At 54.2% G+C, this 21,108-nt stretch carries 12 protein-coding genes and 2 rRNA genes; 11 read left to right on the top strand and 3 right to left on the bottom strand.

Features of this window, described 5'->3' with window-relative positions:
• The first annotated feature begins 309 nt into the window (after window positions 1–309).
• A 23S ribosomal RNA gene (locus ABHF33_RS04395) occupies window positions 310–3,196 on the top strand.
• A gap of 160 nt (window positions 3,197–3,356) precedes the next feature.
• Window positions 3,357–3,470, top strand: a 5S ribosomal RNA gene (gene rrf / locus ABHF33_RS04390).
• Window positions 3,471–3,682: 212 nt separating this feature from the next.
• Here rrf and ABHF33_RS04385 read toward each other — a convergent pair.
• Window positions 3,683–5,431 (bottom strand): isomerizing glutamine--fructose-6-phosphate transaminase, encoded by a 1,749-nt coding sequence (locus ABHF33_RS04385; RefSeq protein WP_348945815.1) that lies wholly within the window; start codon window positions 5,429–5,431, stop codon window positions 3,683–3,685.
• 97 nt (window positions 5,432–5,528) lie between these two features.
• Window positions 5,529–6,974, bottom strand: coding sequence for a cryptochrome/photolyase family protein (locus ABHF33_RS04380; RefSeq protein ID WP_348945814.1), 1,446 nt, complete (start codon window positions 6,972–6,974; stop codon window positions 5,529–5,531).
• A 437-nt stretch (window positions 6,975–7,411) separates the two neighbouring features.
• Here ABHF33_RS04380 and ABHF33_RS04375 point away from each other — a divergent pair, with 437 nt between their 5' ends.
• The 6 genes from ABHF33_RS04375 (at window position 7,412) to ABHF33_RS04350 (ending at window position 13,127) form a co-directional block, all read left to right on the top strand.
• A complete protein-coding gene (locus ABHF33_RS04375) occupies window positions 7,412–7,984 on the top strand; it encodes a YqgE/AlgH family protein (protein WP_348945813.1) in 573 nt (190 codons plus the stop codon).
• Between the two features lie 160 nt (window positions 7,985–8,144).
• Window positions 8,145–8,579 (top strand): Holliday junction resolvase RuvX, encoded by a 435-nt coding sequence (ruvX, locus tag ABHF33_RS04370; RefSeq protein WP_348945812.1) that lies wholly within the window; start codon window positions 8,145–8,147, stop codon window positions 8,577–8,579.
• Between the two features lie 88 nt (window positions 8,580–8,667).
• Window positions 8,668–9,630: an aspartate carbamoyltransferase catalytic subunit gene (locus tag ABHF33_RS04365; RefSeq protein WP_348945811.1), complete on the top strand. Its 963-nt coding sequence runs from the start codon at window positions 8,668–8,670 to the stop codon at window positions 9,628–9,630.
• Window positions 9,630–10,916, top strand: coding sequence for a dihydroorotase (locus tag ABHF33_RS04360; RefSeq protein WP_348945810.1), 1,287 nt, complete (start codon window positions 9,630–9,632; stop codon window positions 10,914–10,916). The genes ABHF33_RS04365 and ABHF33_RS04360 overlap by 1 nt, the downstream gene beginning before the upstream one ends.
• 84 nt (window positions 10,917–11,000) lie before the next feature.
• Window positions 11,001–11,594 carry a cold shock and DUF1294 domain-containing protein gene (locus ABHF33_RS04355; RefSeq protein ID WP_348945809.1) on the top strand — a complete coding sequence of 198 codons (594 nt, stop codon included), beginning with the start codon at window positions 11,001–11,003 and terminating at the stop codon, window positions 11,592–11,594.
• Between the two features lie 219 nt (window positions 11,595–11,813).
• The gene (locus tag ABHF33_RS04350) at window positions 11,814–13,127 is read left to right on the top strand and encodes an erythromycin esterase family protein (protein ID WP_348945808.1); all 1,314 of its coding nucleotides are present in this window, start codon (window positions 11,814–11,816) and stop codon (window positions 13,125–13,127) included.
• Between the two features lie 78 nt (window positions 13,128–13,205).
• Here ABHF33_RS04350 and ABHF33_RS04345 read toward each other — a convergent pair whose 3' ends face one another.
• Window positions 13,206–14,366 carry a D-alanyl-D-alanine carboxypeptidase family protein gene (locus ABHF33_RS04345; protein WP_348945807.1) on the bottom strand — a complete coding sequence of 387 codons (1,161 nt, stop codon included), beginning with the start codon at window positions 14,364–14,366 and terminating at the stop codon, window positions 13,206–13,208.
• A gap of 404 nt (window positions 14,367–14,770) precedes the next feature.
• Between ABHF33_RS04345 and putA the strand changes: the two genes are divergently transcribed.
• The 3 genes from putA (at window position 14,771) to ABHF33_RS04330 (ending at window position 20,951) form a co-directional block, all read left to right on the top strand.
• Window positions 14,771–18,463 (top strand): trifunctional transcriptional regulator/proline dehydrogenase/L-glutamate gamma-semialdehyde dehydrogenase, encoded by a 3,693-nt coding sequence (gene putA / locus ABHF33_RS04340; RefSeq protein WP_348945806.1) that lies wholly within the window; start codon window positions 14,771–14,773, stop codon window positions 18,461–18,463.
• 163 nt (window positions 18,464–18,626) lie between these two features.
• Entirely contained in the window at window positions 18,627–19,571 is a 945-nt protein-coding gene (locus ABHF33_RS04335) for a DMT family transporter (protein ID WP_348945805.1), read from the top strand.
• Between the two features lie 276 nt (window positions 19,572–19,847).
• A complete protein-coding gene (locus ABHF33_RS04330) occupies window positions 19,848–20,951 on the top strand; it encodes a branched-chain amino acid ABC transporter substrate-binding protein (RefSeq protein WP_348945804.1) in 1,104 nt (367 codons plus the stop codon).
• Window positions 20,952–21,108: the final 157 nt, after the last annotated feature.

Genomic DNA, 21,108 nt, shown 5'->3' with positions numbered 1-21,108 from the left:
ACAATTGAAGCAATTAACACCGTTAGTTGTTTGAATTCTGATTTCTTAAATCAGCGGCGATTTAATTGGCTGTATCGTTCTTTAACAAAATAGAAGAAGTAATATCTCCTAATTAAACAATGTAGGAGTGAAGTTGGGTTTGAGGTTTACGCCTCACGCCTTACGCCTCACTCCTTACAGTATGAAATTGGGTTGATTGTATCTGCTAGTCGAAAGACTAGCCGTTGAATAGCCTGAGAAACTATTCAACAAGTCGTAAATACCGATACTCTAAACCGAGATCACGGTAAAACGTGTTTGAGGTTATAGGATCAAGCGAATAAGTGCATCTGGTGGATGCCTTGGCGATGATAGGCGACGAAGGACGTGATAGCCTGCGATAAGCGTGGGGGAGCTGGCAAAGTGCTTTGATCCCACGATTTCCGAATGGGGAAACCCGGCCCTTTTGGGTCATCCTTGACTGAATACATAGGTCATGTGAAGCGAACGCGGTGAACTGAAACATCTAAGTAACCGCAGGAAAAGAAATCAACCGAGATTCCCAAAGTAGTGGCGAGCGAAATGGGAAGAGCCTGTACGTGATAGCAGTCGTGTTAATAGAAGGCAATGGAAAGTGCCGCCATAGTGGGTGATAGCCCCGTATATGAAAACACAATTGTGGTACTAAGCGTACGAGAAGTAGGGCGGGACACGAGAAATCCTGTTTGAAGATGGGGGGACCATCCTCCAAGGCTAAATACTCATCATCGACCGATAGTGAACCAGTACCGTGAGGGAAAGGCGAAAAGAACCCCGGGAGGGGAGTGAAATAGAACCTGAAACCGGATGCATACAAACAGTGGGAGCGGACTTGTTCCGTGACTGCGTACCTTTTGTATAATGGGTCAGCGACTTACGTTCAGTAGCAAGCTTAACCAAATAGGGGAGGCGTAGGGAAACCGAGTCCGAATAGGGCGCACAGTTGCTGGGCGTAGACCCGAAACCAAGTGATCTAGCCATGGCCAGGATGAAGGTGCGGTAACACGCACTGGAGGTCCGAACCCACTGACGTTGCAAAGTCAGGGGATGAGCTGTGGCTAGGGGTGAAAGGCTAAACAAACTTGGAAATAGCTGGTTCTCCTCGAAAACTATTTAGGTAGTGCCTCATGTATCACTGACGGGGGTAAAGCACTGTTATGGCTAGGGGGTCATCGCGACTTACCAAACCATGGCAAACTCTGAATACCGTCAAGTGCGAGCATGGGAGACAGTCCTGGGGTGCTAACGTCCTGGGACAAGAGGGAAACAACCCAGACCGCCGTCTAAGGTCCCAAATGATCAATTAAGTGGAAAACGAGGTGGGAAGGCATAGACAGCCAGGATGTTGGCTTAGAAGCAGCCATCATTTAAAGAAAGCGTAATAGCTCACTGGTCGAGTCGTCCTGCGCGGAAGATGTAACGGGGCTCAAATTGATAACCGAAGACGCGGATATGTACCATGTACATATGGTAGAGGAGCGTTCTGTAAGCCTGTGAAGGTGTCTTGAGAAGGATGCTGGAGGTATCAGAAGTGCGAATGCTGACATGAGTAGCGATAAAGGGGGTGAAAAGCCCCCTCACCGAAAACCCCAGGTTTCCTGCGCAACGTTCATCGGCGCAGGGTGAGTCGGCCCCTAAGGCGAGGCAGAAATGCGTAGTCGATGGGAAACAGGTTAATATTCCTGTACTTGGTATTAGTGCGATGTGGGGACGGAGAAGGTTACCTCAGCCAACGGTTGGAAGAGTTGGTTTAAGTGTGTAGGCGTGTGGCTTAGGCAAATCCGGGCTGCTTTAACGCTGAGGCATGATGACGAGTCTACTTGTAGACGAAGTGAGCGATACCCTGCTTCCAAGAAAAGCCACTAAGCTTCAGCTAATATCGAACCGTACCGCAAACCGACACAGGTGGGTAGGATGAGAATTCTAAGGTGCTTGAGAGAACTCGGGAGAAGGAACTCGGCAAATTGACACCGTAACTTCGGGAGAAGGTGTGCCTCTAGTAGGTGAAGGTGTACAACCGGAGCTAAATGAGGCCGCAGAGAAATGAGGGCTGCGACTGTTTATCAAAAACACAGCACTGTGCTAACACGAAAGTGGATGTATACGGTGTGACGCCTGCCCGGTGCTGGAAGATTAAATGATGGGGTGCAAGCTCTTGATTGAAGTCCCAGTAAACGGCGGCCGTAACTATAACGGTCCTAAGGTAGCGAAATTCCTTGTCGGGTAAGTTCCGACCCGCACGAATGGCGTAACGATGGCCCTACTGTCTCCTCCCGAGACTCAGCGAAGTTGAAGTGTTTGTGAAGATGCAATCTCCCCGCTGCTAGACGGAAAGACCCCGTGAACCTTTACTGTAGCTTTGCATTGGACTTTGAAGTGGTTTGTGTAGGATAGGTGGGAGGCTTTGAAGCTGGAACGCTAGTTTCAGTGGAGCCGTCCTTGAAATACCACCCTGACCCCTTTGAGGTTCTAACCTTGGTCCGTTATCCGGATCGGGGACCGTGCATGGTAGGCAGTTTGACTGGGGCGGTCTCCTCCCAAATTGTAACGGAGGAGCTCGAAGGTCGCCTAGGTACGGTCGGACATCGTACTGATAGTGTAATGGCAAAAGGCGGCTTAACTGCGAGACCGACAAGTCGAGCAGGTGCGAAAGCAGGACATAGTGATCCGGTGGTTCTGAATGGAAGGGCCATCGCTCAACGGATAAAAGGTACTCCGGGGATAACAGGCTGATTCCGCCCAAGAGTTCACATCGACGGCGGAGTTTGGCACCTCGATGTCGGCTCATCACATCCTGGGGCTGTAGCCGGTCCCAAGGGTATGGCTGTTCGCCATTTAAAGTGGTACGTGAGCTGGGTTCAAAACGTCGTGAGACAGTTTGGTCCCTATCTGCAGTGGGCGTTGGAAGTTTGAGGGGGGCTGCTCCTAGTACGAGAGGACCGGAGTGGACTGACCTCTGGTGTACCGGTTGTCACGCCAGTGGCATTGCCGGGTAGCTAAGTCGGGAATAGATAAGCGCTGAAAGCATCTAAGCGCGAAACTAGCCTCAAGATGAGACTTCCCTAGGTCTTTAAGACCTCTAAAGGATCGTTCGAGACCAGGACGTTGATAGGTCGGGTGTGGAAGCGCAGTAATGCGTTAAGCTAACCGATACTAATTGCCCGTGAGGCTTGATCCTATAACCTGAGACGCGTTATGCGATGAAGGTGCAATCGACCCGATTGCGAATTGTTGAATAAAGAGATGAACCGGAAGCATGCGAATGCGACTGATGAAAGATTACTTCTTCTATTGATTTCGAGTAGTTGTTTGAAAAAACAGCGACTCACCCAGTTTTGTCTGGTGACCATAGCGAGGTGGTCCCACTCCTTCCCATCCCGAACAGGACAGTGAAACGCCTCAGCGCCGATGATAGTGCGGATTGCCCGTGTGAAAGTAGGTCATTGCCAGACTACCCTAAGAAAGCCAGAAGCCCAGTTCGAAAGAGCTGGGCTTTTTGCTGTCCGCTAGATGTGCAAGTGCAATGGCTAGTGTGGATGGGTATATAGCTAGAGGGTCGGCTCAGATTGCTTTGTAGGTAGATACCCTCTGAAGCAGGTGACCCGGGATCGGTCCGTGAATTAGCCCCTGCTTCAACGTTGGCATCTGCGCACAGATTGCTTTTTCAAGCCGTGATCTGTGATTTTGCTAGATTTCGAGGGCTGTCGATGGTATTGCCGCGCAGTACTGCGCTGTGATACGCGAGTAGTTGCAAGGCAACGCTGTATGCAATCGGTGCCAGATCATGCAGGCCTGATGGCATGTGGATGACGCTAAATTTATCGCTGGACGCCAGATTGCCGTCGGAAAGCACAAAAATTTCGCCGCGATTAGCCCGAATTTCGTGCAAATTGCTCAGCGTTCGTTCGGCATGGGCATTCCATGGCAAGCAGGCGATTACCGGCAGGTCGTCGTTGACCAAGGTAATTGGGCCGTGCTTGAGTTCGCCAGCGGCAAAGCCGGTGGCGTGCTGATAGGCGACTTCCTTGAATTTGAAGGCCCCTTCTAGCGCCACGGGATACATGGCGTGTCGGCCGATGACAAAGAGATTTTGCTTGCTATGTAGCTCACCAGCCCAGCGCCGCAGCTCTTTGCTGTGATCCAGTGTTGCGTGGATCACTTTGGCCAGATTGGACATTTCCTGCTCGGCGCGAGCGATTTGTTCTGCGCTCAGTGTTTTTCGGGTTTTTCCAAGCGTTAATGCCAGTTGATAAAGCAGCAGCAATTGTGCTGTGAATGATTTGGTTGAGCTTACTGATAGTTCTGCCCCACTGTTGGTGAGCAAGGTGTGGTCGGTGAGTGTGGTCAGTGTGCTATTGGCGGCATTGCAGAGTGCAATTGTTTCCGGGTGACCTTTCTGCTGCGCCAGGCGCAAGGCTTCTACTGTGTCTGCTGTTTCGCCTGATTGTGAAATGGCGATCATCAGCTCGTGGCTGTCAGGGTGAATGTCGCGATAGCGGTATTCACTGGCAAGCTCGACCTGAGTTTTTAATCCGGCTAAGGTTTCAAACCAGTAGCTGGCAATCATCGCTGCATGGAAACTGGAGCCACTGGCCAGCAGCGTTACGCTGTGGATTCCGGCCAGTTTGGCTAAAAGTGGCTTGGGAAAAACCTGCTCGGCTTTGTATTTGTCAATCTGTGCGGCCAGTGTTACGGGCTGGCTCTGAATTTCTGCCAGCATGTGATGGGGTACGCTCAGTGTTTTGCTGGCCGACATGATGAGTGGGCTGGTGTCACCATTGCTGTGGCACAGGGCGGGAGCATTCAGACCAAAGCGCACGACTTCGCCGTGGTTGACTTCGTGTACCGGGTTGGCACGGAGGCGGATTAATTTGGCACTGCTGCTGCAAATCTGCCCAAGACCGGATTCCAGCCCCAAAAAGAGCGGGACGCCCAGATTGAGCGCGTAGAAATATTGTGCATCCGAGGTGTATTGGGCGATCAGGCTGACATCGCCATCAAACTTGCCTTCCAATTGCTTTAGCGCTGCGCTGAATGTATGCCCCGCTTGCAGGGCCCGATCTAGTAGTGCCGCAATCAAATTACCCAGGCTGCATCCGGGAAGTAGCTGCAATTCACTGGCCAGTTGCTGATGGTTATTGCAAGCCCCTAATGCACAAACCAGAATGCGTTCTTTGTGCAAATAGGGCGTAATGGCCCCACTATTGGACAGCGCAGCCAGTAGCCAGCGGCTTGATTCCTGGAAATGAATTTTCTGAACCGGCGTTTGCAGGGTAAAGCGCTGGATTTGGGTATGGCTGCCTGATGCATGCATCATGGCAACATGGTGCTCGTGGGCGCCCAGAATGCCAAGAGAGTCGGCAAAGGCGGGCATGATGTTTTGTGGGGCAATCAGAGCAATTATTTCAGGCATGAATTCAAGTCCAGATTGAGCACCCACCGTGGATGCCTATCTGGACATATTAGGCCAAAATGCCCATGCTGCCGCACTTCAATCCATGCTGCTGTTGTTATTTCTCCTTGATCGCGGCGTCACTTTTGGCTTGCTTGAATAGCGCCAATGCGGCTTCGCGCTGTTCGGCGTGATCGACAATCGGCGGGAAATAATCAGTGTCTTGCAGGAAATTGGCCGAACGGCGCGTACTGGCCTTGGCTTCCCATGGTGCATGGATGGCCTCGTTGGGCAAATCGGCCAGCTCAGGACAATAGCGGCGAATAAATTTGCCTTGCGGGTCAAATTTTTCTGATTGCGATACTGGGTTGAAAATGCGGAAGTAGGGTTGCGCATCACAACCGGTTGAAGCCGCCCATTGCCAGCCGCCATTATTGGCCGCCAGATCAAAATCCAGCAGATTCTCGGCAAAATATTGCTCGCCCCAGCGCCAATCGATCAGCAAATCTTTCACCAGGAAGCTCGCCACCACCATGCGTAGGCGATTGTGCATATAGCCGGTTTGATTGAGCTGGCGCATTGCCGCGTCGACCAATGGGTAGCCTGTTTCGCCGCGACACCACGCCGCGAATAACTCGGGGTGATTCGGGAACGGCAGCGCATCGTATTCTGGCTTGAACGCATGCTCGACCACATCCGGGCGGTGCCACAAAATTTGCTGATAAAACTCGCGCCAGATCAGCTCGGACAGCCAAGTTTCCGCACCGGCACCGCCATGGTGATAGGCGTAATTCACCAGCTCGCGGATCGACACCGTACCAAAGCGCAAATGCACCGATAGATATGAAACGCCTTTTACAGCAGGAAAATCGCGCGCTTCTTTGTAATCGTCGATGCGGTTTTTAAAGTCTTCAAACAGCTTTTCCGCTCCCGCCATCCCCAGCGGGATTTTCAATTCGGCCAAATTGGTTTTGGCAAAACCCAGCTCTTTGAGCGACGGGAAATACTGCGCCTTCATCGGCATCAGTTTGTGAATAAATTTATTCACCGGCCAAGATTTCATCGCCTTGCCATCGAGCTTAGTCAGCCACGCGCGTTTGTACGGCGAGAATACGCTGTACATCGTGCCCGATTGCGTCAGCACTTCATCCTGCTCGAAGATCACTTGATCTTTATAGGTATTGAAATAGCGGCCTTGCTCTTTAAGGGCTGCAGCCACATACCCATCTCGTTTGATGGCGGCTGGCTCGTAGTCGCGATTGCAATACACTGCGCTGGCCGCATATTGCTCGGCCAAGGCTGGGATTTCAGTCAGTGGATCGCCATGACGAATCACGATGTCGGTGTTGTACTGGCGTAGCGCGGTTTTAATGTCTTTCAGTGCTTCCCAGATAAACTCAACCCGACGATCCTGCTTGGGCAGCCCCGCCAGAATCGTCGTATCAAACACAAACGCCAGCACCACCTGATCGGCATTTTTCAGCGCGGTATACAGCGCGGCGTTATCAGAAATACGCAAATCACGGCGTAGCCAGACGATGGCAGTGGTCTTTGTCGCGGTCATGGAGTTCTCTTGTTCAATCAATACCGAATGGTAGCGTATTGTACGCTAGCGTAGCCGCTGTGCGTTCAATGCCCGAAAAATGACCGGATGCGAAGGGGCGATGCCAAAGCATTTCCAATGCATACGGGCATGCTATCAAAATGGTATGTGATTGCATTTGCTGTGTCGTTCGGCGATTTAATGCTCACTGGTGGCCGCACTCATCGTTCATCGTCTTGTGAAGCAGTATATTTTGCAGTTTGATTTTGGCGCTTTACGACGCACTCAGCTTATTTAGGCTACGGGTATAGGGCTGAAATTGTTTCTGAGTAAGGTCTGTAGGCATATACGTTGATGTATATTGCATCTGTTTGTGAGCGCTGCGGCCAAATTGCCGTTGTGAGGGCAATTTGGTTTCGCCTCAGCAACCGCGCAAAAGCTATGCGATAATTGCGGCTATGGAAAATACCGCTGAAATGAATCTCTCGCGTCACTTTCTGGTGGCGATGCCCAGTTTGGCTGACCCGATTTTTGCGCGTTCGCTGATTTTGATTTGCGAGCATACCGCTGCCGGGGCGATGGGGGTGATTTTGAATCGCCCGCTGGGCATGAATGTGCAAACCTTGTTCGAGCAAATCGAAGTCGAGCTGCATCGACCCGATGTGGCGGATTTGCCAGTGCATTTTGGCGGCCCGGTGCAGACCGATCGCGGCTTTATTCTGCACTCGCCGCTGGGCAGTTGGCAGGCTTCGCTGGCGGTCAGCGATTCGCTGGGGCTAACGACATCGCGCGATATTTTAAGCGCGGTGGGCGAAGGCGGCGGCCCCGCGCAGATGTTTGTGGCGCTGGGTTTTGCCGGTTGGGAAGCGGGGCAGTTGGAAAAAGAAATCGCCGAGAATTCCTGGCTCACAGTGCCGATGGATGATATGAAAATCCTGTTTGAGGTGCCGTCGGACGAGCGTTATGAAGCGGCGCTGGCGCTGCTGGGCATTGATGTAGCGATGCTATCCAAAGACGCAGGCCACGCATGAAATTGGGGCGCTTTGCTACTACGCCAGTGCTAGACTTTGTCGTGCGCTGCTCGACCTCCTCATGGGCATTAGCCCATTCCGGGCTCTGCGCTGCTACTTCGCGTCTAGCACTGGCTCGCGACGCAAATCGCTCCCAATTTCGTACTGATCAGGTGGGCATGTGAGCACAATTCTCGGTTTTGATTTTGGTGAAGTGCGGATCGGTGTGGCGATGGGCTCGACTGAGTTAGGCATTGCGCATCCGCTGGAAACGATTGCTTTTGAAGAAAACGATAAAAAATTTGCCCGTATTGAAGCCTTGATCAAGGAATGGCAACCCTCAAGCTTGGTGGTTGGCCTGCCGTCGTATCTGGATGGTGCCGAGCATGAAATGAGCCGCCTGGCGCGCAAATTTGCCAACCGCCTGACAGGGCGGTTTAGTTTGCCCGTGCATCTGGTTGATGAGCGTTTGAGTAGTGCCGGTGCAACGCAAGCTTTGAATGAAATCGGCGTGCGCGGTCGCAAGCAGAAACCGGCGCTCGATCAGGTGGCGGCAATGCAGATCCTGCAAGCCTACTTCGATGGTAGTGGTATTGTTAATGATGTAAATGAATAATGGGTATTGCTCTGTAGCCCAACTGGGTATTTATCTACAGGGCAATACCCTCTTGAATTGAAGTGCAGTAGTGCCGAGTGAGGATGCCATGTATAACCCGCAGTTAAATGCCCAAGGTGAGCTGATTCACCTGTTGACGACCGAAGGTCTGCCGCGCCGCGTCTTGCACCAGATTCTGGATAAAGCCGCTGAGTTTGTTTCCGGCGGCGAATTAGTTAATCAAAAGTTCGCCGATCTGGCTGGAACTTCGGTGTTCAATCTGTTTTTTGAAAACTCGACGCGCACGCGCACGACGTTTGAAATCGCCGCCAAGCGTCTGTCGGCCGATGTATCAAGCCTGAATATTCAAGCATCGAGCACAGCCAAAGGCGAAACGCTGCTCGATACCGTCCACAATCTGGAAGCGATGGGCGCGAACCTGTTTGTCGTACGCCATTCGGAATCAGGCGCAGCGCATTTGATCGCCAAGCACGTGAAGCCGGGCATTGCGGTAGTAAACGCCGGTGACGGCCGTCACGCGCATCCGACGCAAGCGATGCTCGATATGTTTACGATCCGCCATTACAAAGGCGACTTCACTAATCTGCGCATCGCGATTGTTGGCGATGTGTTGCACAGCCGCGTGGCGCGCTCGCAAATCCATGCGCTCTCCACCTTGGGTTGCCCTGATATTCGCGTGATCGCACCGAAAACCTTGCTGCCAACCGGCGTCGAAAACCTCGGCGTGCACGTGTATCACGATATGGCTGAAGGGCTAAAAGACGTTGATGTCGTTGCGATGCTGCGCCTGCAAAATGAACGCATGGCTGGGGCTTACCTGCCAAGCACGCAGGAATTCTTCAAATATTACGGCCTGACGCCGGAGAAACTCGCGCTGGCCAAGCCCGATGCGATTGTGATGCACCCAGGCCCGATGAACCGTGGTGTTGAGATTGATTCGGCGGTGGCCGATGGCGATCAGGCGGTGATTTTGCCGCAGGTGACTTTTGGTATCGCTGTACGGATGGCGGTATTGAGCATCGTAACTGCGAATCAGAAAGGGCTACTGTGATGAAACTGGACATGAAGAATATCCATATCAAAAATGGCCAACTGGTTGATCCATTGGCAGGTACTGAAAATACCGGTGATTTGTTTATCGCGGACGGCAAGATTGTTGGTGTCGGTAGCGCGCCAGCGGGTTTTGTTGCTGATGAAGTGATTGATGCCACGGGCTTGGTCGTTGCGCCGGGCTTGGTCGATTTCGCTGCGCGGCTGCGCGAGCCGGGTCAGGAATACAAAGCGACGCTGGCTTCAGAAATGGCCGCCGCAGTGGCGGGCGGGATTTCGAGTGTGGTGTGTACGCCCGATACCGACCCCGTGCTCGATGAAGTCGGTTTGGTCACGATGCTGCGCCAGCGCAGTAAAACGCTCGATCTGGCGCGGGTGTATCCGGTTGGTGCTTTAACGCGCGGCCTGAAAGGCGTTGAGATTACCGAAATGGCGCAGCTGCATGAAGCGGGCTGCGTGGCGTTCTCGCAAGGCGATGTGCCGATTGCCGACCTGCAAGTGCTGTACCGCGCGATGCAATACGCGGCCAATTTTGGTTTCGAGCTGCGCCTGCGCCCAGAAGAAGCGTCGCTGGTGAATGATGGCGTGGCGCACGACGGCCCCTACGCTTCGCGCCTTGGCCTGACCGGAATTCCAGTCGTCGCCGAAACCATCGCGATTGCGCAAATCACGCAGCTAATGCGCGCAACGGGTTGCAAAGTGCATCTGGCGCGCGTGTCGAGCGCGGCGGGTTTGGAGCTGATTCGCGCCGCGAAACGTGAAGGGCTGAAACTCACTTGTGATGTCAGCATTAATCATATTCATCTGGTTGATCTCGATATTGGTTTCTTTGACAGCCAATACCGCTTCGATCCGCCGCTGCGCTCAGTGGCCGATCGCGATGCGATTGTGGCGGCGCTAAATGATGGCACCATTGATATGATTTGCTCGGATCACGCGCCGGTGGATGACGATGGCAAATTGCTGCCGTTTGCGCAGGCCGAGCGCGGCGCAACGGGGTTGGAATTGCTGCTGCCATTGACCTTGGCTTGGGCGCGTTCCAACAAGATTAGTTTGCCGCAAGCCTTGGCCAAAATCAGCTCAACGCCCGCCAAAGCGCTGGGCTTTGATGCTGGTTTGGCGGTGGGTAACCGAGCTGATTTGCTGCTGTTTAACCCGCAAGCGAGCTGGTATGTGATTCCGGAGAAATTGAAATCGCAAGGCAAAAATACGCCATTTATTGGCCATGAAATGATTGGCAAAGTGGCGAAAACGATAGTCAAAGGCAAGGTTGTGTATTCGGCCTGATTGGCTGAACTATCGTATTGAACCGTCATCACCTAGGGGCGACAGCTTGTCGCCCCTTTTTATTTGGCAAGGCAAGGGCAGAATATGAAGCAGGGCAAGCTGGTGCAGTGGAATGGCGCAAAGGGATTTGGATTTATCCAGTCTGGCACGGATGAGCGGGTTTTTGTGCATATCAGCACGTTGAAACGCGCGGGCTATTTCCGCCCGAAGGCAGGCGATGTGCTGTGGTTTGAGGCGGGCAGCGATGCCAAGGGGCGCGTGCAGGCGGTGAGCATCGCGCCGAAAAAAGAGGGTAAGCCTGCCGTGGCGAGCGGCGCGAACAAAGATCTGATCGATTATTTGATGTACGGCTTGTTGCCGCTGTTTTTGCTGATGGTGCTCAGTTCACCGGCGCGCTGGCTATTGTTGGCGATAAGTGCAGGCTGCAGTGTATTGGTGTTTGCGATGTACTGGCTGGATAAACGTCAGGCCAGCCAAGGTGGCTGGCGCGTTCCTGAGGCCAATTTGCATCTGGTGAGCCTGTGCGGCGGCTGGCCGGGAGCCTGGCTGGCGCAGCAAACCTTGCGGCATAAAACCCAGAAAACCACTTTCCGCGTGGGCTTTCTGGCTAGCGCTTTGCTCTGCATTGTGGGCGTGGGCTATTTGCTGAGTCAGAAAAACCTATTGGCAGGTTTATGATGGGTATTGCCCTGTAGCTATTATTGAATAATACCTCCATGGCAATACAGGCTAGGGTATATGATGGCTGGCTTGCTGATGCGCCCGATGCTGATTTGGCGCAGTGAATTGCTTAACATCAAGGCGCTATAATTTTATTTTTTGTCATGTAATTGGCATGAAACTGCAAGTTTTGCTTTATGCTGTCTATTTTTTAATCTGCTGACTTGGGAAATTACAATGCGTCGATATGCCCTGGGAATGATCTTAGGCTTGGCCTTGGCAGGCTGTGGTGAGAAAACAGAAACGGCTCAAACCGCAGGCAGCACGGCGGCGTCTTTGCAGGCGGCCTTGAGCGCGGCGCAGGATTGGCTCAAGGCCAATGCCAAACCGCTGGCTGCGCTGGACGCCGGGCAAGCGACAGACCGGCAGGATCTGGCGGCATTTGGCGAGGCGATTGGCGACGCGCGCGTGGTGGTGCTCAATGAAGACAGCTACGCGGACGCCAATGCGTTTGAATTGATGAACCGGCTGGTGCAGTATCTGCATCAGGATAAGGGCTTTGACGCCTTGCTGATCGAAAGTGCGATGTTTGACGTCGAAGCCATGTGGCGCAGCGCGATTGAAAAAGACGCCAGCCTGACCGATCTGGCACCGGGTCGGGTGTTTTATATGTACTCGCAAACCGACGCCAGCCGCAAAGTGCTGCAGTATGTCGATAGTGTGCGAAATACTGATAATCCATTGCAGTTGTATGGCATTGATATTCCGCTGGCGGGCACCACGTCGATTAACGAGCTGATTCCCACACTGGAAAGCTATCTGCAGCAGCGCAGTTCGGCCACGCTGGCTGATGCGGCCTGGCCGGGCTATGTCGAAGTGGCGAAAAAAGCGATTTCGCTCAATAGCCAGGGCGCTGATTTGGCGCAGTTTAATAAAATCTCGACGCAGCTGGAAAGCGAGCTGTGTCAGGAGGCGGCCAGCAGCAACGCAATGCGCGACAATGCTGGCTGGTGGTGCCGCCAGGTACGCGGCATTGCCGCCAATGTGATCCGCCAACAGCACCGCGACGACAAAAACTACGATTACCGCGATACCGCGATGGCCGACAATGTGCAGTGGCTGCTCAATCAGCCGCTCAAAGATAAAAAAGTGATTATCTGGACCAATTCATCGCATGGCATCCCTGCCGTGTCGGGGATTAACCCGGACACCAAGCAAGACATTCACACCATGGGCTGGCATTTGCAATCGCAGCTAGGGCCACAAATGTACGGGGTGAAATTATCTCCGCTGGGCGGGCAGGTGAGCCGGTATTGGGATACGGGCGAGCAGCCAGTGAGCATCGACGCCAATTCGCCCGAAGGCGTGCTGAAAGCGGCCGGGCTTAAACAGGGCTTTATCAATGCCCCCGCTGACGCCGCCACGCTGGCCCACTTTGCCCAGCTGAAAAAACCGTATATGTTCGGCAAGGATATCAACGGCGTGTTTTTCTACGAAGCGGCGATTGCCGCCAAGCAGGGAACGCATCCTATCTTGCCTCTACCCAACTGATAACGATATCCACGATACAAAAAAGCCCAGTTTACAGACTGGGCTTTTTTGTTAGGGATCGTGTTTGGTGCTCAGTGATTAACCGAACAGGCCTTTCCACCACAGGCGGATCGTATCCCAGGCACGGCCAAAAATGCTGGCTTCTTCCACTGCCGCAACGGCAACGACGGCGCGCTCAGCGAGCACTTTGCCATCGAGTGTGATTTTCAGAGTGCCCACTTGCTGGCCGACCTTGATCGGGGCAATCAAAGGCTGCTGGGTGGTCAGGTCGATTTTGAGCTTGGCTGCATCGCCTTTGGGTACCGTAATAAACTGGTCATTCAAAAAGCCCACGCCAATTTGTGATTCCTTACCTTTCCAGACCGGCACCTGCTGCACGGCCTGTTTGGCGGCGTAGAGTTTGGGCGTTTCGAAAAACTGCGTGCCCCAGTTGAGCAGCTTGGACGATTCTGCTGCGCGCACTTCCGGGCTGGCGGTGCCCACAACCACTGAAATCAGGCGACGATTGTCGCGTTTGGTCGATGCCACCAGATTGTAACCAGCGCTATTGGTGTGGCCAGTTTTCATGCCATCCACGAAGGGGTCGCGGTAGAGCAGCAAGTTGCGGTTGGGTTGGCTGATATTGTTGTACTTGAATTCCTTGATCGAGTAGATGTGATAAAACTCGGGAAAATCATTGATGATGGCATTGGCCAGACGCGCCAGATCGCTGGTGGTGACGTGCAAGGCCGGATCGGGCAAGCCGGTTGAATTGGTAAAGTTCGAGCCTTTCAGCCCCAGTCGTTTGGCTTCGGCATTCATCATCTGGGCAAACACTTCTTCGCTACCAGCAATCGCTTCGGCCAGCGTCACGCAGGCGTCGTTGCCCGATTGCACGATCATGCCCTTGATCAGATCATCCACTGTGGCAGGCACTTTCGGATCCAGATACATCCGCGAGCCTTCGGTTTTCCAGCCTTTTTCCGACACCAGCAAAGTCTGCTCCAGTTTGAGCTTGCCTTCCTTGACCATTTTGAACGTCAGATAGGCCGTCATCAGCTTGGTCAGCGATGCGGGCTCAACGCGCATGTCCGGATCACGCGAGGCCAGAATCTGGCCGCTTTGCTTGTCGTACAGGTAATAGGATTTGGCTGCAATCTCGGGAACGGGCGGCACAAAGGCGCGGGCGGCTGGGCTGAAAAGAATCGAGCTGCTGAAAACGGCAGCGATCAGGCTGGTGGTGATGGCTAAACGAGGCATGTCGGGCGTCTTTACTTTGAAGTAATAAGAATGATTTGTGTCGGCGATTATACGGTGAAAAGAGTGGGAAAGACTGCCATAAAACGCTTTTGTTCCACCACGATGGCCTGATTTTGCCCTGTGCTTTTGTCGCTGGAACTATGGCAGATTTTGTGCTGCACGCATAAATCCGTTAGCGCGCAGGTGCTGGCCGGATGCGCTTTGATCCATCCGGGCTCGCGGGTTTCCTGTAGGGGAAAATTCGTAGTTTATTTTTGTCGACTACATAATACGATACAGCAAGATTTTCAAGCCGGTTCGCTACTTACTGGCAGCGATTTTCAGTGTGATCGGGCCGATATTGACTACCCTGGATTGCCGCCACGCTGCCCCATTCCAATTTGCCCCTGCCGAGATGTGCCGAAATGACCCAAACTTCAACGCATTACGAATCGCACTTTATCCAGTTTGCGGACTCCATCGCGCAGCAGTCCGGCTTGCGAGCGGCAATTACGGCGGCGTATCGCCGCAAGGAAGCCGATTGCATTCGTGATTTGCTGACCTCGGAGCTGCAACCGGATGCGGCTCAGGCTGCGCAAATCAGCGCGCTGGCGCAGCAATTGGTGACAGCCTTGCGCAGCAAAAAAAGTGGTGGCGTTGAAGGTCTGATCCAGCAGTTTTCATTATCAAGTCAGGAAGGCGTCGCGCTGATGTGTCTGGCCGAAGCGCTGCTGCGCATCCCGGACGCCGCAACGCGCGACAACCTGATCCGTGACAAGCTCAGCGGCGGCGACTGGTCTAACTATCTGGGGCAATCCGAGTCGCTGTTTGTCAATGCCGTAAGCTGGGGGCTGATGCTCACGGGCAAGCTGGTCAGCGTCCATGATGAGAAATCGCTGGGGGCCACCTTGACCCGTCTGGTCGCGCAAGGCGGCGAGCCCTTGATTCGCAAGGCCATGGATATGGCGATGCGCATGATGGGTGAGCAATTTGTCTGCGGTGAAACCATCGCCGATGCGCTCAGGCACAGCCGCAAATTTGAACCCAAAGGTTTTCGCTATTCCTACGATATGCTGGGCGAAGCGGCGATGACCGAAGACGATGCGCAGCGCTATTACGCCGCTTATGAGATGGCGATTCATGCCATTGGCAAGGCCGCCAATGGGCGCGGTATTTATGAAGGCCCGGGCATTTCCATCAAACTATCCGCCTTGCACCCGCGTTATTCGCGTGCCAAGCAAGAGCGAGTTATGCGCGAATTATTGCCACGGCTGCTCAGTCTGGCGCGTCTGGCGCGTGATTATGATATTGGTCTGAATATTGACGCTGAAGAAGCCGACCGGCTGGAGATCTCGCTCGATCTGCTGGAAGCGATGTGTTTTGACACCGAACTCAAAGGCTGGAACGGCATTGGCTTTGTCGTTCAGGCTTATCAGAAGCGCGCGCCGCTGGTGCTTGATTATCTGATTGATCTGGCTCGCCGCAGCCAGCACCGCTTGATGATCCGTCTGGTCAAAGGTGCTTATTGGGACAGCGAAATCAAGCGCGCCCAGCTTGATGGGCTGGATGACTATCCGGTGTACACGCGCAAAATCTACACCGATGTGGCTTATCAGGTGTGCGCGGGCAAATTGCTCGCCGCGCCGGTGGAGATTTACCCGCAATTTGCCACGCACAATGCCCAGACGCTGGCGAGTATCTACCATATGGCGGGCGGCGAGGCTGCGTATTACCCTGGCCAGTATGAGTTCCAGTGTTTGCACGGGATGGGTGAACCACTGTACGAGGAGGCGGTGAGCAAGCTCTCCCGCCCATGCCGGATCTATGCGCCGGTTGGCAGTCATAAAACCCTGCTCGCCTATCTGGTGCGGCGCTTGCTGGAAAACGGCGCTAATAGCTCGTTTGTGAACCGCATTGCCGACGAACAAGTACCCGTGGCGGAGCTGAGCGCTGATCCGTTTACGCAGGCGCGCGCGATTGCGCCGCTGTATTCGCCCCATGCGCAGATTGGCTTGCCCGGACAATTATTCGGCGACGAGCGCAGCAATTCGCGCGGGCTGGATTTATCCAATGAGCAGCAACTGGCCAAGCTGGCGAGCGCATTGCAGGAGAGCGCCGGGACGGCATGGCGCTCGGCCGCCATGCTGGCAGATCGTCCAATCGTCGATATTGATGCCGTGTTGGCTCAGGCGCAGCAGGTACTTAATCCTGCCGATCATCGCGATATAGTAGGGTATGTGCTTGAAGCCAGCACTGACGATGTTCTACAGGCCTATACCCACGCTGCGCAATCTGGCTGGCCTAGTGCTGCCATTGCCGTGCGCGCAGCCTGCCTGAATCGGGCTGCCGATTTGCTTGAAGCGCGGATGCCGGTGCTGCTGGGCTTGCTGGTGCGCGAGGCGGGCAAATCGCTGCCCAATTCGATTGCCGAAGTGCGCGAAGCCGTTGATTTTCTGCGCTATTACGCCGCGCAAATCGGCAAGGATTTTCGAGTCGAGACGCATCAAGGGCTAGGGCCTGTGGTCTGCATCAGCCCGTGGAATTTTCCGCTGGCAATTTTTGTCGGGCAACTGGCCGCCGCGCTGGCGGCAGGCAATCCGGTGCTCGCCAAACCCGCCGAGCAAACGCCGCTGATCGCCGCCGAAGCGGTGCGTATTTTGCATCAGGCCGGCATTCCTGCCGATGCCTTGCAATTGCTGCCAGGGCAGGGCGAGACCGTCGGTGCGGCGCTGATTGCCGACTCGCGTTGTAAAGGCGTGATGTTCACTGGCTCGACCGAAGTGGCGCGCATTCTGGCCAAAGTGCTGGCGCAAAGGCTGGACGAGGAAGGTCGCACCATTCCCCTGATCGCCGAAACTGGCGGGCAAAACTGCATGATTGTTGATTCGTCTGCGCTGGCCGAGCAGGTGGTTGGCGATGTGATTATGTCGGCCTTTGATTCGGCAGGGCAGCGCTGTTCGGCATTGCGTGTGCTGTGTTTGCAAAGCGAGATCGCCGATCATGTGCTGGACATGCTCAAAGGTGCCATGCTGCAATTGCAAATCGGCAACCCCGCTGTGTTGGCCAGCGATGTGGGGCCGGTGATTGATCGAGATGCGCAAGCGCAAATTCTGCAACATATTATGCAGCTCAACCCTGCGCAAACTTTTTCGCTGCCCTTGCCCGAAGCATGCCGCAACGGCACTTTTGTCGCCCCGACACTGATCGAAATCGGCCATTTATCCGAATTGAAACGCGAAGTATTCGGCCCGGTGCTGCATGTGATCCGGTATCAGCGCGAGCAGCTGGACGATATGCTCGCGCAGATCAGGGCAACGGGTTATGGCCTGACTTTTGGTCTGCATAGCCGGATCGACGAAACCATTGCGCATGTGCTGGGCCGTGTCTATGTTGGCAATATTTATGTAAACCGCAATGTGATCGGCGCCGTGGTCGGCGTACAGCCGTTTGGCGGCGAAGGGCTATCGGGCACAGGCCCCAAAGCGGGTGGCCCGCTGTATCTGCAGCGTTTACTTACACGGCGGATTGAAGCGCCAGTGTTGGCATCGGCCAATACGCTGGCCGATCTGGCAGCGTTTCGCGAGGCGATCTTGCCCGTGCACGGCGGCGCAGCACAACGCTGCGCACGCTATCTCGGCCAGCTGAAACAGGCCGATTATCTGGATTTACCTGGCCCGACGGGCGAGCAAAACCGGTATTTCATGCTGCCGCGCGGTGTGGTGCTGTGCTTGTGCGAGTCGCTGACGGGCGCATTGGCGCAATGGACTGCAGTGCTGGCCAGCGGTAATCAGGCGATTTTTGCCGATGTCCCCGCCGTGCGTCAGCTTCTTGAGCTGATACCTGCATCGCTGCAGTCCCGGATCCGGGTGCTTGATCGCCAGCAGGCTCAAGAGCGGCCATTCGACGCCGTGCTGTTTGAAGGAGACGCCGCTGGTTTGCTGGCCTTGAATCAAGCTCTGGCCAGCAGAGACGGCGCCATTATTCAGGCGCAGGGCTGGTCTAGCCAGATGCTGGAACAGGGCCGCGATTATGAGCTAAGCCGCCTGATTGCCGAGCGATCAGTCAGCATCAATACGGCTGCCGCAGGTGGTAATACCACCCTGATGGCGCTGGGGTAGTGGCAAAAATGATAATGGGTATTGCCATGTGATTCATTGCTGATAAGGCTTTTAAAGCAATACCCCTTGTTGATCAATTTCAACCCCAGCACAATTTCTGCCTCGCTACCAAGGCATGGCTTTGACGGCGCGCGGAATATCGGCCCGGCTGATTAGAGGAAATATGGTTAAAGGTTTGGTCTACGGCGCGCTGGCGGGTGCAGTGTGGGGTGGGGTTTTTCTGGTGCCGCGCTGGCTGGGCGAATTTAGCCCGATGGCGCTGATGACCGGGCGCTATGTGGCCTATGGGCTGGTGTCTCTATTGCTGTTGCTGCCGCTATTGCGTCAGCTCTTGCCACGGCTAAGCCAGCATGACTGGCTGGTGCTGGCCGCTTTAAGCGTATCGGGCAATTTGCTGTATTACTTTTTACTGGTGGTGGCGGTGCAATACGTTGGCGTTGCGCCCACATCGCTGGTCATTGGCATGGTGCCGGTGGTGGTGACGTTGGTGGGCGCGCGTGAGCGCGATGCCATTGCATTGCGGCATCTGCTCTGGCCCCTGCTGGCGATTGTCGCCGGGGCGGCCTGTATCAGTTATGACGTTTTTGCCAGCGAGCTGGCAGATGACCTGGCGCAGAATCAGTCGGGCAAGCTGCTCGGCTTACTGGCTGCCTTTGGGGCTTTGCTGGCGTGGAGCTTTTATGCCATTGGCAATGCACGGCATTTAAGCCGAAGGCCTGATCTAGGTAGCCATGAATGGTCTTTGCTGACTGGTTTGCTGACAGGGTTAATGGCTTTTTTGCTGGCATTTTTGTATTTTTCCCCAGCGATCGGTGGTGCCCCCGCTGAGCAGATTTCGCTGAATTTTCTGCTGCTGATGGCTGCGCTGGCGGTGGGGCCGTCGGTGATCGGCACTGGTTTGTGGAACGCAGCAACGCGCCGTCTGCCGCTGACGTTGGGCGGGCAACTGCTTATTTTTGAAACAGTTTTTGCCTTGCTGTATGGCTTTGTCTACGAGGTGCGCTGGCCTCGCATGCTGGAAAGCGTAGCGATTGTTCTGCTGCTGGGCGGCGTGCTGGCTTCGTCCTGGACGCACGCGCGCCAGCCTGCGGATAAATCAGCTGCATAAGTTTCCCGCCTATCTGAACTAAGGAAAATACTTACAGAGGAGTCTGAAATTATGTTGTAGCTTTACATGCAGCTGTACCTGTCATTTTGCTGTTTTGTCTGTCTGCGTGATGCAGGCAGAAGCTGGGTCTAAACAATAAACAATCACGCTTGCTGGCGGCATACATCGCTAAGTAGACAGCAGAAGTTCTCAATTATGGCGGCTTGACGCTTGGTGTGAAAACTTTTGACTAGCCACTGATGGCATGAATGCCCGAATCGAATTCAGGAGATACCCATGAACACCTTGCACAAAAAATTGTCAGTTGCCGGTGCTTGCATCGCAAGCATATTGAGCGCACAAGCGTACGCCGATTATTCGGTGGCGATTGCCGGGCCCATGACCGGCGCCTACGCATCAGCCGGTGAGCAGATCAAGCGCGGTGCCGAAATGGCGATTGCCGACATCAATGCCAAGGGTGGCGTGAACGGGCAGAAATTGAAGCTGGAAATTGGCGACGATGCTTGTGATCCAAAACAGGCTGTTTCGGTGGCCAATGCCATGGTGAACAAAAAAATTGTCTTTATGCACGGGCACTGGTGTTCAAGCTCGACGATTCCTGCTTCTGATATTTACAACGAAGCACAAATCCCGATGGCCACGGTTTCAACCAATCCGCAAGTGACCGAGCGCGGGCTGAAAAACATTTTCCGCATTATGGGGCGTGATGATCAGCAGGGCGGTGTCGCGGGCGCTTATGTGGCCAAACGCTTTGCCGGGCAGAAAGTGGCGGTATTGGATGACAAGAGTGCTTACGGCAAGGGTCTGGCTGATGAAACCGCCAAAGGCATGCAGGCCAAAGGCATGAAACCCGCCTTGCGTGAATCGATTACCGCCGGTGAGAAAGACTATTCCGGCATTGTCTCGAAAATGAAAGCGGCTGGCGTGCAGGTACTGGTTTACGGCGGCTATCACACTGAAGTAGCGCTGATTTTGCGTCAGGCACAGCAGGCAGGTATGAAGCTGATGGTGATGGGCGGTGATACGCTAAGTAATAATGAAATCGTCACTGCCGCAGGGGGCAATGCCGATAGCGTGCTGTTCACTTTTGCGCCTGATTCACGTGCCAATCCGGCTGCGGCCGATGTGGTGAAACGTTTCCGTGCCGCCAAGGTTGAGCCCGATGGCTATGTGCTGTACGCGTATGCGGCCATGCAGCTTTTCCAACAAGCAGCCACTACGGCCAAAAGCGTGAAATACAACGATTTGCGCAAGGCATTGGCGGGCGGCAGCTTTAATACCGTCGTTGGCAAAATGTCATTTGATGCCAAAGGCGATTTGAAAGTGCCGGCTTTTGTTGTTTACCAATGGAAAGGCAATAAGTACGAAGCGGTGAAATAAGACCCGGTATCAGGGCTGCAGCCGGTCAACACCGTGGCAGCCCTGATCAGCTTATTTCTGGAAATAAAATCCAGCGAGCAAACCGGATACATTCATCAGCCGATAAACCCGCCACCCTAGTCATCGTGGCAGGATTTGGGTAGAGCCGCTTTGATGA

Origin of the sequence: Chitinibacter sp. FCG-7 (genome assembly GCF_040047665.1) — a bacterium.
Classification (GTDB): domain Bacteria; phylum Pseudomonadota; class Gammaproteobacteria; order Burkholderiales; family Chitinibacteraceae; genus Chitinibacter; species Chitinibacter mangrovi.
This window is presented reverse-complemented; position numbering and strand designations above follow the sequence as displayed.

Bases quoted from the DNA above. Each gene is read 5' to 3' on its own strand.
- ABHF33_RS04330 (WP_348945804.1), top strand. From the start codon at position 19,848: ATGAACACCTTGCACAAAAAATTGTCAGTTGCCGGTGCTTGCATCGCA.
- putA (WP_348945806.1), top strand. From the start codon at position 14,771: ATGACCCAAACTTCAACGCATTACGAATCGCACTTTATCCAGTTTGCG.
- ABHF33_RS04375 (WP_348945813.1), top strand. From the start codon at position 7,412: ATGGAAAATACCGCTGAAATGAATCTCTCGCGTCACTTTCTGGTGGCG.
- ABHF33_RS04360 (WP_348945810.1), top strand. From the start codon at position 9,630: ATGAAACTGGACATGAAGAATATCCATATCAAAAATGGCCAACTGGTT.
- ABHF33_RS04380 (WP_348945814.1), bottom strand. From the start codon at position 6,974: ATGACCGCGACAAAGACCACTGCCATCGTCTGGCTACGCCGTGATTTG.
- ABHF33_RS04345 (WP_348945807.1), bottom strand. From the start codon at position 14,366: ATGCCTCGTTTAGCCATCACCACCAGCCTGATCGCTGCCGTTTTCAGC.
- ABHF33_RS04365 (WP_348945811.1), top strand. From the start codon at position 8,668: ATGTATAACCCGCAGTTAAATGCCCAAGGTGAGCTGATTCACCTGTTG.
- ABHF33_RS04355 (WP_348945809.1), top strand. From the start codon at position 11,001: ATGAAGCAGGGCAAGCTGGTGCAGTGGAATGGCGCAAAGGGATTTGGA.
- ABHF33_RS04335 (WP_348945805.1), top strand. From the start codon at position 18,627: ATGGTTAAAGGTTTGGTCTACGGCGCGCTGGCGGGTGCAGTGTGGGGT.
- ABHF33_RS04385 (WP_348945815.1), bottom strand. From the start codon at position 5,431: ATGCCTGAAATAATTGCTCTGATTGCCCCACAAAACATCATGCCCGCC.
- ABHF33_RS04350 (WP_348945808.1), top strand. From the start codon at position 11,814: ATGCGTCGATATGCCCTGGGAATGATCTTAGGCTTGGCCTTGGCAGGC.